Below are 13,821 nucleotides of genomic sequence, written 5' to 3' on the forward strand. Positions count from 1 at the left end.
CTTTTGTATTTTATGATTATCACCATAATTATGATTAAAAATTGCATAATTACTATATTGATCACAAAGTGTTATTTTTTTGTTTCAATTTAATTAACCCACCTCACAATTTCTTAACGTTCCTTATTTCTATAAAAGTTGTCATGTTGTATACAAGTTGGTGTGAAACATTCACCTGCGTTTTTATGTACAGGAACAACATCATGAGAATAAGAAAAACAAAGCTTGCCATCGGTATTGTTGCTGTTATTGCTGTTGTCTCATTAGCAGTAATCGGCAAAAAAGAGAATGCGAATAAACAATTTCTCTCTGTAGCAACCGCTTCAACAGGAGGAACGTATTATCCGATGGGAGTAGGTTTAGCAAACGTATGGAGTACACATCTTAAGGATAGAGGTGTTCAAGTCACAGGACAATCTTCTGCAGGCTCAATAGAAAATATCTATTTAATGCAGAAAAATGAAGCTCAACTTTCAATACTACAAAGCCTTTTAGCCGTAGAAGCTTATGAAGGCGTGCGTAATTTTGAAGGCAAACCAGAAAAAGATCTGCGCTCAATTTCTATGCTATGGCCTAATGTTGAACACTTTGTTTTAATGGATAACAAAGTAAAAACTGGCACGTTAGACGATATTCGTGCGACTAGCTTTTCTGTAGGCCCTCAAGCTAGTGGTACTGAACAATCCACGATTATTATTCTTCAAGGCGTTAATTTAACTAAAAAAGATATCACGCCTGAATATCTAGGATATGGCGATACCGTTTCTGCCATGCGAGATGGTCGCCTTGATGGAGGTGCATTACCTGCTGGGGTGCCCGCCTCTGCGGTAACTGATATGTACGCAAGTGGTGTCAGTGCAAAATTACTCGAAGTCACAGATAAGCAGCTTGATGATATCAATCATGTAGCGAATTCATGGTTTCGTTTTGAAATCCCCGCCAATACCTACCCTCGTCAAACTGAAATGGTTAATACGATTGCTCAACCTAATATCTTAATGACCACAACCAGTATTGATGACGTTCTGGTTTATGAGTTGACAAAAACCATGTTTGAGAACCTTCCTGAGGTTCACCAAGTTCATAGTGCAGCTAAGTACATCACCACAGAAAATGCATTAAAAGGTGTTTCTGTACCATTACATCTAGGGGCTTACCGCTACTACAAAGAAATCGGGTTAGAGATCCCTGATTACCTTATTCCACCAGAAGCTCAAACGCAGACTAATAATAAATAACAGGAGTGAGTTATGACTAACAATGACCACCTAACTCCGGTAGAGCCACCTGCATTAGATAAAGAAGCAAGCTCCGGCAATCGCCAACTTGCAGGTATTTACCTGAAAATTACCACGACTCTTGCAATATTAATTTCGCTTTACGCTATTTATTCCAACGCATTATCAAATACTCAAGAATTTTACCGTAATACGATTTTTCTTAGCGGTATTTTAATTTTAGGCTTTATTTTGTTTCCATTTTCCAAGCGTTTTTCAACGCCTAAATTTAATGGATGGGATTATCTTTTTATTGCTTTAACATTAATCAGTTATGGCTACTTTTTCTTTAATTACGTTGATCTTCACGTTGTGAGAAAAAGCATTCCAAATACTACCGATTATGTCATGGCTATATTAGGAATTATTGTACTGTTTGAAGCAGCAAGAAGAACTACTGGGTATTTCATTCCAGGACTTGCAACTTTTGCCATTATCTATGCTTTATTTGGTCAATATTTTATGGGTATTTTCGGTCATGCAGGATTTTCTGTAGAAAGATTGTTATACCGTTTATTTATGACCAGTGAAGGGATTTTTGGTATTACCCTTTCAACGGCCTCCACCGCTATTGTGGTCTTTATTCTCTTTGGTTCATTCTTGAGTGTCAGTGGTGCTACTGCTTTATTTAATGATTTAGCATTGGCTATGGCTGGTCGTCGTCGTGGAGGGCCTGCCCAAGTTGCCGTTATTTCATCCGCATTAACCGGTTCATTAAGTGGTAGTGCTGTCGCCAACGTCGCAACAACGGGTACTTTTACCATTCCTTTAATGAAAAACATTGGATTAACACCTCGTTTTGCCGGTGCCGTAGAAGCGACAGCATCAACAGGCGGTATGATAATGCCACCTATTATGGGGGCTGCTGCATTTATTATGGCGGGATTTTTAGGTATTTCTTATACCACCATTGTTATTGCAGCAATTATTCCAGCCTTGTTGTATTACGCAGCCTTAATTATGGCCATTGATATTGAAGCTAAAAAACAAGGATTAAAAGGTTTAAGTAAAGAGAATATTCCACAAGTTAAAGCCGTATTGAAAGCGCGAGGTTTATTATTACTACCTTTAATTATTGTTATTGGCACCTTATTAGTGGGGAAAACACCTATTTATGCCGGTTTCTTAGGTATTCTAACCATTATTGTTGCAAGTTGGATAACGCCTGATAAATCAGTCCGTATGACATTAACTAAAGTGGCTGACGCCTTAGCTGAAGCAGCTCGTGGTTCTGTTCAAGTGACTGTTGCTTGTGCAGCCATTGGCGTCATTATCTGTGTTGTTACGATGACAGGTATTGGTGCAACACTCGCCTTTAATATTGTTTCAATGACAGATAACACCTTATGGATGATCTTGTTAGTCGTTATGCTGGTGTGTATCGTATTAAGTATGGGCTTACCTTCAACAGCGTTATATATTGTCGTAGCCGTTACAGTGTCACCTATTTTAATTAAAGCGGGTGTAATGCCTTTAGCGGCTCACTTCTTTGTTTTCTGGTTTGGTGCTTTATCCAATATTACCCCACCAGTAGCATTAGCAAGTTATACCGCAGCGAGTATTGCAAGAGCTGATCCAATGCAAACATCATGGGATGCGGTTCGCTTAGCACTTCCCGGTTTTATTATTCCGTTTATTTTAGTCTATAACCCAGCTTTACTGATGCAAGGTGATAATTTAGGTGTACTTTCCATTGGATTAATGATTATTACTGCATTAGTCGGAATTTATGCACTCAGTATCGCAACAGCAAACTTTTGGATGATTAAAACAACGTGGTTTGAGCGTATTGCATTTGCAGCAGCGGCAATTCTAATGATTAAACCAGGCTTATATACCGACCTTTTAGGTGTCGCCTTGATCCTATTAACCGGTACATTCCATTTATTACGGTCTAAAAAACAGTTAACCAATATGGGGCATGTATCTGGAGAAAACTAGATGATACAAAAGATCTCACGCCAAAAAGCGTCGCATCAAATTCTTGAGCAGATAAAGCAAAATATTAGCAACGGAACTTACCCTATTGGTGAAAAGTTACCTTCTGAAAATGTACTTGCTGACGCCTTTGGCGTCAGTCGAGTCCCTATCAGAGAAGCATTAGGTGTCTTAGAAGCGAGTGGAATTATTACCTCTCGTCAAGGTGGAGGGCGACGTGTTATAGACCATTCTATCTTGAGTAAATATGAACCTATTGTAATGGAAATTGCACGTCCTCAAGAGATAGATTCTTTGCTTGAAATGCGTGAGGTCATTGAACATGAAGCGGCAGCTATTGCCGCTTTACGTCGGACACCTGAAGAATTACTTACTATTGAAAACGCGCATCAAGCCTTTATTTTGGCAACTAAGCAAAATAAAAATATTGGTCATGAAGAAGATTATCAATTTCATCGATCTATTATGGTCGCTTCCCATAATCCTTTTTTTGTTCGGATTTTAGATAACATGCATGAGCTTTATCTTGGGGTATTAATGTATTCATTAAGCCAAAATAAAGGTCGAGAAATGGAAACAGAACGTGTTATTGCAGAACATGAAGCAATTGTTGAATCTATACGCCAACAAGATCACGATGAAACAAGCCATAGAATGCGTCTTCATTTAACCAACGTACGTGGCAAATTAAAGCGTTTACAACAAAAAATCAGTTAATTCACTCTTTGTAAAATGGATAATATTATGACTTATGACGTTATTATCATCGGTGCAGGATTAGTTGGATTAGGCGTTGCCAGTGCATTACAAGAAAGCCAACCTGAACTTAAATTACTGGTGATTGATAAAGAATCAGGCCCTGCTGTTCACCAAAGTGGGCATAACAGTAATGTTGTTCATTCAGGTATTTATTACACACCAGGAAGCCTTAAAGCAAGGTTAGCAAAACAAGGCAATATTACGACATATGCGTTTTGCCAACAACATAATCTCTATTATGACCGTTGTGGCAAAGTTATTGTTGCTACCAATGAAGCAGAGTTAAAAGCATTAGAAAATATCTATCAACGTGGCATCGAAAACGGGCTTGAAGTGATCAAAATGACGGAAGCTGAGCTTAAAGTTAGAGAGCCTTATGTCAATGGTATTGCAGCTCTATTAGTTCCGGATGCAGGTATTGTGAATTACCCTGAAATTGCGGCGAAACATGTTGAAATTATTCAATCACGAGGTGGGAAATTTGCGTTTGGACAAGCGGTTACAGCCATTAATGAAAACGATGATACTGTCACCATCACAACATCCAATAATCAATTTACAAGCAAATGGTTGATTAATTGCGCCGGTTTATTTAGCGATCGTATTGCTAAAATGGCAGGCTATGACACAGGTATGAAAATAGTCCCATTCCGTGGTGAATATTTTATGCTTAATACTAATAAAAACTACTTAGTAAACCATCTTATCTATCCCGTTCCTAACCCTGACTTTCCCTTCTTAGGTGTACATTTTACGCGTATGTATAACGGACATCGCGATGTTGGGCCTAATGCAGTATTGGCATTTAAACGTGAAGGTTATAAAAAAAGCGATATTAACTTAAAAGATCTTGCTGAAGTGCTCACTTATAAAGGGTTTTGGAAAATTGCTGGAAATTATTTAGGTGAAGGAATGGCAGAGCTTCGTCGCTCATATTCACGAAAACTATTTACGGCAAATGCACAAAAACTCATTCCTGATTTACGTGAAGCAGATATTCATCCAGGCCCTGCGGGAGTTCGAGCACAAGCGTTAACTCGTGAAGGGAAATTAGTAGATGATTTCCACTTTGTGAAAGGTAAACGTTCATTACATGTATGTAATGCTCCATCACCTGCAGCAACGGCATCTATTGAAATAGGCCGAGAAATAGTAAAAGAGCATTTTTCTTTGTAATTGAAAGAAGATACTGCGAGTGAAAATAATAAATAGCACTGAAACTCATCAGTGCTTTTTATATCACTCACAACACTCTTTTAGTGCTTCATTTATTAGCCACTGCTGAAATATTTCCATTGATGCAGTCATTGGCTTTGACTTTAAATACGTTAACCAATACTTACCCATTTCAACTTCTATTTTAAAGGGCTGTACTAACTGTCCATTCTTAATTTCTCTTGAAAACATTTTTGCTGGGGCTAATGCAACTCCCCCTTCATAAATTGCACTTTCAATCATTAAACGTGAGGAGTCAAAAATAGAACCCGTTATTTTTATCGGTGATATTTCTGCTTTTTCAAACCATTTTAACCACTCATCTTCTCGATATGAGCGATATAAATTTTCATTTATTAAGTCAGTCGGATGTTGTAAACGCTTCGCTGTATCTGATGAACATAACACCGTCAATGGTGCAGGAAATAGTGCCTTATTATGTGTCAATGGCCATAACCCCTCACCAAATCGAATAGCAAAATCCAATCCTTCGGTAGCTAAATTAACCACATTATTATTGGTTCTCAAATTTACTTCTATCCTTGGATAGAGTTGCCTGAATTCAACCAATCTAGGTAATAACCAACCAACAGCAAATGTTCCCACAGCGGCAATCGAAACAACATCACGGTATTCTCCTCGCTCGAACTGTTTAAACACCCGTTCAATATCACTAAACGCGGTTGTTAATACCGAAAATAAGATCTGTGCATCATCTGTCATCTCCAAACCACGGGGTAAACGCTTAAAAAGCATCACTCCCAAGCGTTCTTCTAGCATTCTCACCTGTTGACTCACCGCGCCTTGGGTGACATAGAGTTCTAATGCTGCTTTGGTGAAATTAAGGTGTCTTGCGGATGCTTCAAAAGCGCGTAGCGCATTGAGGGGAAGGTGTGTTCGCATAATATTATAAGCCATTAGATTTTCTATAGGCTAAGGCGATTTATTATCGATTGTCAATAAATCAATTAAATAGGATATTGCACCGTATAAATAAACGACTCTATATCTACGCAATAACTGTCTATTTATATTGATATTTTCTTTATTAAATTAATATGAGCAACAATAACTATGTTTAAAAAAACATTTCACCAAACTGCTGCGATCGCAGTTTCATTAATATCTCTATTGGCCTCCCCCACTCTATGGGCTAACACCAATAATACAATTGAAGCGCAATTAAGTGAGCTTGAAAAATACAATCAAGGTCGTTTAGGGGTGGCTTTAATCAACACGGAAGATAACCCACAAATAACATACCGTGGTGAAGAACGTTTTGCGATGGCAAGTACAAGTAAAGTTATGGCTGTTGCGGCTGTTTTAAAAGAGAGTGAAAAACAAGCGGGATTATTAGATAAGAACATTACGATTAAAAAATCTGACTTAGTTGCTTACAGTCCTATTACAGAAAAGCATTTAGTAACAGGAATGTCTTTAGCTCAATTAAGTGCAGCCACCTTGCAATATAGCGATAATACGGCAATGAATAAAATTCTAGATTATTTAGGAGGGCCTTCCAGCGTTACTCAATTTGCACGTTCAATTAATGATGTAACTTATCGCCTAGATCGCAAAGAGCCTGAATTAAATACAGCCATTCATGGTGATCCTCGTGATACCACCTCTCCAATTGCCATGGCTAAAAGCCTTCAAGCATTAACATTAGGTGACGCATTAGGTCAATCTCAACGCCAACAACTTGTTACTTGGTTGAAAGGTAATACAACAGGTGATCACAGTATTAAAGCGGGTTTACCAAAACACTGGATTGTTGGCGATAAAACCGGTAGTGGTGATTATGGTACAACTAACGATATTGCCGTTATTTGGCCAGAAAACCATGCGCCATTAATTTTAGTCGTCTATTTTACACAACAAGAAAAAGATGCAAAATACCGTAAAGATATTATTGCTAAAGCTGCTGAAATTGTCACAAAAGAGTTTGCCAATTCATCTCAAATAAAATAAATTTCTTTATTGATAATCTAAACAAGAAATTAAATATAATAATAAAGCTATTTATTAGCTCCATTATTAAAGCGGGATTATTTAACTTATAGTTACAAAAAAGTAGTTATAAAAAAGCCTCAGTTCAATTTTGAACTAGAGGCTTTCTCTACTCACATATTATGTGATGATTAAAAATCAACTAGACCTAGATGATTAGAAAATTAAAGTGGTAAAGCAAAACTCACTTTTACCGTTTCCATTGGTACTTCTGTTTTTATACTTTGGATGCTTGGAATTTGCGTTAAATAATCGGCATGAAAGCGACGATATGTTGCTAAATCTTTCGTCACTATTCGAATAAGAGCATCGCATTCACCCGCCATTAAATGGCACTCAACCACTTCAGGTAATACTTTGATCGCCTTTACAAATTCTTCGATAGTTTCAGCATCTTGAGCTCTAAACCAAATTCTTGCAAATAAAGATAATCCCGCATCAACCTTACTACCATCTAATACAGCAACATAACGAGTGATCACACCCGATTCTTCGAGTAAACGCACGCGACGAAGACAAGGAGAAGGTGAGAGTCCAACCTCTTTTGCTAGCTCAATGTTCTGGATTTTGCCATCACGCTGAAGCACCTGCAAAATATGTTTATCTATTTTATCTAATTTTATTGACATCAAAGATTAACCTTAATTCTATTTGTGGAATTTTATTGCCAATTAATTCTTTTTGTTAGCAACAAAGCAACCCGATTTTTTCGAAAACATCATATAATCTTTCCGCTAAATTTCACAGCAAAAACGATCTTTCTCTTAAACTATCTCTGTCAGGTGAAACGATGGAATTTAACACTTTATTATTATTTGCACTGACTGTTCTACCGCTGATATGTACACCTGGGCCCGATATTCTTTTTATCTCATCCCAAGGACTATCCGGAGGTATGAAATCAGCATGGATTGCCAACACTGGCGTTATATCAGGCTATTTAACTCATGCATTATTGAGTGCATTAGGGCTTGCCGCCTTAGTATCAGCATCCCCCATTTTATTTCATTTACTTAAATGGGTTGGTGTGTTTTATATCAGTTATCTTGCAGTCAAAATGTTGATATCCGCCTGCAAAAAAGGCCAATTAGCTCTCGATGCCTCAAAAACCTCACACTTATTTCGTAAAGGTTTTTTAACCAGTTTTCTTAATCCTAAAGGGCTATTAGTTTATCTCGCTATTTTACCAAACTTTATTGATCATCATAATGATATAGCAACACAATCATTGCTGTTATCTGGGATATTTATCACGACTTGTTTAATTATTTATGGTCTACTCGGCACCTTTTTTGCTTATATTGGCTTAAAAGGCAGTTTAAGTGAAAAACGTCGTCGCTATAACGATGGTATTGCAGGTGGATTACTCACTTTTGCGGCAATTAATTTGGCTTTAAATTAGCCTTAATCCTAAGCACTATTTATTATTCTAGTCAGTATTTGACCACGAGAATGCCTCTATTTAAGTGGTCGAATATCTGACCATAATAATTGGCAATTTGCGGTTAACGGTCTTATTTCACCTTCTCGAATATCAGGCAGCCACCAAGCCCCCTGTCCTTTTGATAAACTTTGGCAAGTCGCGCCTAGTAAAGTCCACTCACCTTGAGTGACATAAATTAACCCCGCATGAGAGCTAGGCAGAATAAGCGGTTGTGTTACTAAAGTCGTCTCTGCTTTCCAGCATGTTCGTCGCACCATAATATTTAGGCACTTTACGCTGCCTTTAATAAGTTCAGATTTAACATAGGTATCACCTGAAAAATTAAAAGACTGATAAGCGTCTGTAACGGAATGACTAAGAAAATCTGGACTAATTAAATTGATACCATTACCTTCTAATAATACTATTTGCCGTTCAATATCAGGAAACTGACCTAATGAGCTATTTTCTTCGATAGAGGTTAAACACGCTCGCCATGAAAAATCATTATTAACTGGCCAGCACACAATTTCTTGCGTTGTGCCTTTTTGATTATTCCATGATATAAACGGTAACTCTTGTTGATCAAAACAACGTAGCTTCATTGTATCCTCCTGCAATATCTGGCTATCAGTCTGATAATGAGGTTAAGGATTAATCATTGGAGATTACCGCCAATAAATCAATAGTTAACTTTTAAAAATGTGCGTTGACGTCAGCTATTTATGTCGTAATTTCTTGCACCCTTCACCAATTATTTCCATTCCTTTTTCAGTACGACTATTCCATTGAAAAGAAGAATTTAAACGAAATGCATGATCAAATTGGGAACTAGTGGAAAACATTGAACCAGGCGCAATACTGACACCTCTTTCTAGTGCAAAGTGATAAAGTTTATTCGCATCAAATGTTGATTCAAACTCTAACCAAAGAAAATATCCTCCTGATGGAATATTTACTTTTACATCTTCTGGTAAATACGTTTGTATCGCCTGTAACATACGATAACGTCTTTGTTCTAATACTGATCTTAATCGACGAAGATGCGTATCATAACCACCTTGTGACAAATAATCGGCAATAGCTTGTTGTGTTGGCATACTCGCAGATACTGTACTCATCATTTGCAACTGCTGTATTTTTGTTGCGTGTTTTCCAGCGGCAACCCAACCTACACGAAATCCCGGCGCAAGACATTTAGAAAAAGAAGCACAATGTAAAACGCTATTTGTTTTATCAAACCCTTTTACTGGCATAGGTGCTTTCTGGCTGTTATAGAGTTCACCATAAACATCATCTTCGATTAGCGTTATCTGTTTCTTCGCTAATATGCCCACCAGCCTTATTTTATTTTCATCAGGCATTGTTCCACCTAATGGATTTTGACAATGACTCATCAACCAACAGGCTTTAATATCATATTGCTCAACCACTTTTTCGAGTTCATCTAAACAAATTCCTGTTACTGGATCTGTTCTAATGGCAATCGCTTTTAATCGCAAACGCTCTATTGCTTGTAATGCACCATAAAATGCAGGTGATTCAATCACAACCCAATCACCCGGTTCAGTAACGGCTTGCAAACTAAAACTTAGTGATTCCATTGCGCCGGCAGTAATCACAATTTCATCTGGAGAGACATGAATTCCTTGTGATGCATAACGTTGTGCAATGTTACGGCGTAACTTTTCATTTCCCGGAGGTAGATTGATCACTGAACTTTGCGGCGCTAAATGTCTTGCAGCAGAAGCTAACGCCCTACTTAATTTAGGCTGAATAAATAAACTGGGATCGGGGAAAGCGGAACCAAAAGGAATAATCTCAGGATCTTTACACGCTTGAAGTACATTGAAAATAGAGGTGCTTATTTCAACATTTTCACTCATGTGTAACCCTTTGCTGGCTGTCACTTGACCGAAACGGTTATTACGATGTGCAACGTAATAACCTGATTGTGGTCGCGCTGCTATCCATCCTTGACTTTCTAATAACTGATACGATTGTAAAACCGTCATTAAACTTAAACCAGATTGTTTCACCGTATCCCGTAATGAAGGTAAACGGTCGCCAGATTGCCAGATATTATCTTCAATTTGTTGACGTATTTGCGCTGCAAGCTGTTCATATCGAGTCATATAAAACTGTTTACCTCAAAACTGTTATAGTTATTTTTAAACTTATTGTCACTATTATAGCTTACTGTCATATGGTCTACTAATCCACACGATTTACCTGCGATTTACATTTTTATATCAATAAAACGAGGTTTTTATGCTTGGGTTAAGTGCCTTTGATTTGGCGCGTATCCAGTTTGCGTTCACAGTTTCTTTTCATATTATCTTCCCCGCAATTACTATCGGACTGGCTAGTTTTTTAGCCGTACTGGAAGGTTTATGGTTAAAAACGCGCAATAAGGATTATTTAGCGCTATTTCATTTTTGGTCAAAAATATTCGCTGTTAACTTTGCGATGGGCGTTGTCTCTGGTTTGGTCATGGCCTATCAATTTGGAACCAACTGGAGTTTTTTCTCTGATTTTGCGGGGTCAATTACAGGCCCTCTACTTACTTATGAAGTACTTACCGCTTTCTTCTTAGAAGCAGGTTTCTTAGGCGTGATGCTGTTTGGTTGGAATAAAGTAGGTGAAAAACTTCACTTTTTCGCAACCTGTATGGTGGCATTAGGCACATTAATGTCTACGTTTTGGATCTTGGCTTCAAATAGCTGGATGCAAACACCGCAAGGGTTTGAAATTATAAATAACCAAGTCGTTCCAGTAGATTGGATCGCCGTTATTTTCAATCCATCGTTCCCTTATCGTCTTGCTCATATGGGTGTTGCCGCTTTCCTTGCCTCTGCCTTCTTTATTGCGGCATCTGCCTCATGGCATCTACTCAAAGGCCATAAAACATCAGCCATGAAAAAGATGCTTTCAATGTCTTTATGGATGATTTTAATTTTAGCACCAATTCAAGCACTCATTGGTGATGTTCATGGTTTAAACACCTTAAAACATCAGCCCGCTAAAATTGCCGCTATTGAAGGTCATTGGAAGAATGAACCAGGAGAAGCGACACCGTTAATTCTCTTTGGTGTACCTGATATGGATGCCGAAGAAACGAAATATAAAATAGAAATTCCTTATCTTGGTAGCATGATCTTAACTCATAGCTTAGAGAAACAAGTTCCAGCATTAAAAGAGTTTCCTAAAGAAGATCGACCTAACTCACTTATCGTTTTCTGGTCTTTCCGCATTATGGTTGGCCTTGGCATATTAATGATTTTCGTCGGTGTTTGGGGAACTTGGCTGCGATATAAAAAGAAACTTTATGAATCTAAGACCTTCTTACGCTTAACGTTTTTAATGGCGCCTTCGGGACTTATCGCTATTCTTGCTGGTTGGTTTACAACGGAAGTAGGTCGTCAACCTTGGGTTGTTTATGGCATACAGCGAACACGAGATGCTGTATCTGCACATGGTGAAATGCATATGAGTATAAGCCTGCTGATCTTCTTAGTCGTTTATAGCTCTGTATTCGGTGTTGGATATGCCTATATGTTAAAACTGATCCGCAAAGGTACACCGGAGGTTCATCATGGGAATTGATTTACCAGTTATTTGGTTCATCATTATTGTATTTAGTACGCTAATGTATATCGTGATGGATGGTTTCGATCTTGGTATCGGTATGCTTTATCCATTGATTAAAAGTGACCAAGATCGTGACGTAATGATGAATACTGTTGCCCCTGTATGGGATGGTAACGAAACATGGTTAGTTCTAGGAGGAGCTGCATTATTTGGCGCCTTCCCATTAGCTTATGCGGTTATTCTTGATGCTTTGGCAATGCCTTTAACATTAATGCTTGTCGCACTAATTTTCCGTGGTGTTGCCTTTGAATTTCGTTTTAAAGCCGATAATAATCACAAAGGTTTTTGGGATAAATCATTTATCTTTGGCTCTATCTTAGCCACCTTTATGCAAGGTGTTGTCGTTGGTAGCGTTGTTCAAGGTCTACCGGTTGTTAATCGCGCCTTTGCAGGTAGCTATTTTGATTGGCTGTCGCCTTTTGCACTTTTCTGTGGTTTTGGTTTAGTTGTCGCCTACTCCTTATTAGGATGTGGCTGGTTGATTATGAAAACCGAAGATCATTTACAACAAAATCTATATAAGGTTGCTAAACCTCTTGCTCTCATTATGCTTGCCATTATTGTGGTCGTCAGTGTATGGACACCATTAGCGCAACCTGCAATTGCTGAACGTTGGTTCACATTGCCTAACCTTTTCTTCTTTTTACCCGTTCCTCTTTTAGTGTTGTACAGTACTTGGTTAATTTTGCGCTCAGTGAAAAGACAAGGGCATTACCTTCCTTTTTTTGGCGCGCTCGCTTTAATTTTCTTGGGTTTTGCTGGGTTAGGGATAAGCATTTGGCCTAACATTATTCCACCTGCAATTAGTTTTGTAGATGCATCGGCTCCACCAGAAAGCCAAGGATTTATGTTAGTTGGCGCGCTGTTTATCATCCCTATTATTCTCGTTTACACATTCTGGAGTTATTACGTTTTCAGAGGAAAAACAAATTATGAAGAAGGTTATCACTGATCCACAAATACAAAGTAAACCCTCATTATTAAAAAAATGGGGATGGTTAATTACTATTTGGTTTTGTAGTGTTTTAGCCTTATTCACGGTTTCTTCCCTCTTTCGCTTTTTAATGACGTTAGCCGGAATGAAAGTCAAATAAAAGTAAAGTATATACAGCCATATAATTAACACCGAATACGGTAAACTATAAAATAAAATTAAAGAAAGGGCTGAAATTATCTTCGGCCCTTTTATCTTTATTTAAGATAGTGGATTGCTCTTTCATGTCATTAAAACTTAACCTATTCTTATTAAATATCTTTTAATAACTTATTTTATATAAAGTTTTTTGTTATAAAAATAAGGCACAAAAGTAAATATTTTCATTTATCCATAATTAACTAAATTTAAATCAAATTATTTGATAAAATCACTTTAATTACATCATTTTTGATTAATAATAAGAGATAAAATCTTTTTTATGTATTCATTTTCGATAAATAAAAATATAGAAAATCCTGTAAAAACTATCTTTTCTAAAAATAAGCGGGAATGAATGTTGAATTAAGTTTTCAAAGTAATTATGATATCGCCGCCTAGCAGGTTCATATCTG

At 37.5% G+C, this 13,821-nt stretch carries 13 protein-coding genes; 9 read left to right on the forward strand and 4 right to left on the reverse strand.

What is annotated here, in order from left to right; all coding sequences use genetic code 11:
• Positions 1-203 precede the first annotated feature (203 nt).
• The 4 genes from DK861_RS14175 to lhgO are packed head-to-tail and all read left to right on the forward strand — an operon-like array spanning position 204 to position 5,150.
• Positions 204-1,238: a TAXI family TRAP transporter solute-binding subunit gene (locus DK861_RS14175; RefSeq protein ID WP_109400535.1), complete on the forward strand. Its 1,035-nt coding sequence runs from the start codon at positions 204-206 to the stop codon at positions 1,236-1,238.
• Between the two features lie 12 nt (positions 1,239-1,250).
• Entirely contained in the window at positions 1,251-3,218 is a 1,968-nt protein-coding gene (locus DK861_RS14180) for a TRAP transporter permease (protein WP_072064049.1), read from the forward strand.
• Positions 3,219-3,932 (forward strand): FadR/GntR family transcriptional regulator, encoded by a 714-nt coding sequence (locus tag DK861_RS14185; protein ID WP_109400536.1) that lies wholly within the window; start codon positions 3,219-3,221, stop codon positions 3,930-3,932.
• Positions 3,933-3,947: 15 nt separating this feature from the next.
• On the forward strand, positions 3,948-5,150 hold the full coding sequence (lhgO, locus tag DK861_RS14190; RefSeq protein ID WP_109400537.1) for an L-2-hydroxyglutarate oxidase: 1,203 nt from the start codon (positions 3,948-3,950) through the stop codon (positions 5,148-5,150).
• Between the two features lie 63 nt (positions 5,151-5,213).
• Here lhgO and DK861_RS14195 read toward each other — a convergent pair whose 3' ends face one another.
• Positions 5,214-6,092: a LysR substrate-binding domain-containing protein gene (locus DK861_RS14195; protein WP_109400630.1), complete on the reverse strand. Its 879-nt coding sequence runs from the start codon at positions 6,090-6,092 to the stop codon at positions 5,214-5,216.
• A 171-nt stretch (positions 6,093-6,263) separates the two neighbouring features.
• On the opposite strand from DK861_RS14195, the gene bla reads away from it, so the two are divergent.
• Positions 6,264-7,160 (forward strand): class A beta-lactamase, encoded by an 897-nt coding sequence (gene bla, locus DK861_RS14200; protein WP_109400538.1) that lies wholly within the window; start codon positions 6,264-6,266, stop codon positions 7,158-7,160.
• A gap of 203 nt (positions 7,161-7,363) precedes the next feature.
• On the opposite strand, the gene DK861_RS14205 is transcribed toward bla, so the two are convergent.
• Entirely contained in the window at positions 7,364-7,828 is a 465-nt protein-coding gene (locus DK861_RS14205; RefSeq protein WP_023582027.1) for an Lrp/AsnC family transcriptional regulator, read from the reverse strand.
• 161 nt (positions 7,829-7,989) lie between these two features.
• On the opposite strand from DK861_RS14205, the gene DK861_RS14210 reads away from it, so the two are divergent.
• The gene (locus tag DK861_RS14210; protein WP_109400539.1) at positions 7,990-8,601 is read left to right on the forward strand and encodes a LysE family translocator; all 612 of its coding nucleotides are present in this window, start codon (positions 7,990-7,992) and stop codon (positions 8,599-8,601) included.
• A gap of 56 nt (positions 8,602-8,657) precedes the next feature.
• Here the strand turns inward: DK861_RS14210 and DK861_RS14215 are convergent, their stop codons facing one another.
• Positions 8,658-9,227 (reverse strand): HutD family protein, encoded by a 570-nt coding sequence (locus DK861_RS14215; protein ID WP_006536514.1) that lies wholly within the window; start codon positions 9,225-9,227, stop codon positions 8,658-8,660.
• Positions 9,228-9,341: 114 nt separating this feature from the next.
• Complete coding sequence (locus DK861_RS14220) at positions 9,342-10,757, reverse strand: PLP-dependent aminotransferase family protein (protein ID WP_109400540.1); 1,416 nt, start codon at positions 10,755-10,757, stop codon at positions 9,342-9,344.
• A gap of 136 nt (positions 10,758-10,893) precedes the next feature.
• Between DK861_RS14220 and DK861_RS14225 the strand changes: the two genes are divergently transcribed.
• From DK861_RS14225 to DK861_RS14235, 3 genes are read left to right on the forward strand one after another with little or no spacing between them, the layout of a single operon-like run.
• Positions 10,894-12,228, forward strand: a complete 1,335-nt coding sequence (locus DK861_RS14225; protein ID WP_109400541.1) for a cytochrome ubiquinol oxidase subunit I — start codon at positions 10,894-10,896, stop codon at positions 12,226-12,228.
• On the forward strand, positions 12,218-13,225 hold the full coding sequence (gene cydB, locus DK861_RS14230) for a cytochrome d ubiquinol oxidase subunit II (RefSeq protein ID WP_109400542.1): 1,008 nt from the start codon (positions 12,218-12,220) through the stop codon (positions 13,223-13,225). The genes DK861_RS14225 and cydB overlap by 11 nt, the downstream gene beginning before the upstream one ends.
• Positions 13,206-13,367 carry a DUF2474 domain-containing protein gene (locus DK861_RS14235; RefSeq protein WP_006536508.1) on the forward strand — a complete coding sequence of 54 codons (162 nt, stop codon included), beginning with the start codon at positions 13,206-13,208 and terminating at the stop codon, positions 13,365-13,367. Before cydB ends, DK861_RS14235 begins: the two co-directional genes overlap by 20 nt.
• The last annotated feature ends 454 nt before the right edge of the window (positions 13,368-13,821 follow it).

The organism is Proteus sp. TJ1640 (assembly GCF_003144445.1).
In the GTDB taxonomy this organism is placed as follows: Bacteria; Pseudomonadota; Gammaproteobacteria; order Enterobacterales; family Enterobacteriaceae; genus Proteus; species Proteus penneri.

Coding starts and splice junctions, on each gene's coding strand:
- DK861_RS14175 (WP_109400535.1), top strand. CDS start 204: ATGAGAATAAGAAAAACAAAGCTTGCCATCGGTATTGTTGCTGTTATT.
- DK861_RS14180 (WP_072064049.1), top strand. CDS start 1,251: ATGACTAACAATGACCACCTAACTCCGGTAGAGCCACCTGCATTAGAT.
- DK861_RS14185 (WP_109400536.1), top strand. CDS start 3,219: ATGATACAAAAGATCTCACGCCAAAAAGCGTCGCATCAAATTCTTGAG.
- lhgO (WP_109400537.1), top strand. CDS start 3,948: ATGGATAATATTATGACTTATGACGTTATTATCATCGGTGCAGGATTA.
- DK861_RS14195 (WP_109400630.1), bottom strand. CDS start 6,092: ATGCGAACACACCTTCCCCTCAATGCGCTACGCGCTTTTGAAGCATCC.
- bla (WP_109400538.1), top strand. CDS start 6,264: ATGTTTAAAAAAACATTTCACCAAACTGCTGCGATCGCAGTTTCATTA.
- DK861_RS14205 (WP_023582027.1), bottom strand. CDS start 7,828: ATGTCAATAAAATTAGATAAAATAGATAAACATATTTTGCAGGTGCTT.
- DK861_RS14210 (WP_109400539.1), top strand. CDS start 7,990: ATGGAATTTAACACTTTATTATTATTTGCACTGACTGTTCTACCGCTG.
- DK861_RS14215 (WP_006536514.1), bottom strand. CDS start 9,227: ATGAAGCTACGTTGTTTTGATCAACAAGAGTTACCGTTTATATCATGG.
- DK861_RS14220 (WP_109400540.1), bottom strand. CDS start 10,757: ATGACTCGATATGAACAGCTTGCAGCGCAAATACGTCAACAAATTGAA.
- DK861_RS14225 (WP_109400541.1), top strand. CDS start 10,894: ATGCTTGGGTTAAGTGCCTTTGATTTGGCGCGTATCCAGTTTGCGTTC.
- cydB (WP_109400542.1), top strand. CDS start 12,218: ATGGGAATTGATTTACCAGTTATTTGGTTCATCATTATTGTATTTAGT.
- DK861_RS14235 (WP_006536508.1), top strand. CDS start 13,206: ATGAAGAAGGTTATCACTGATCCACAAATACAAAGTAAACCCTCATTA.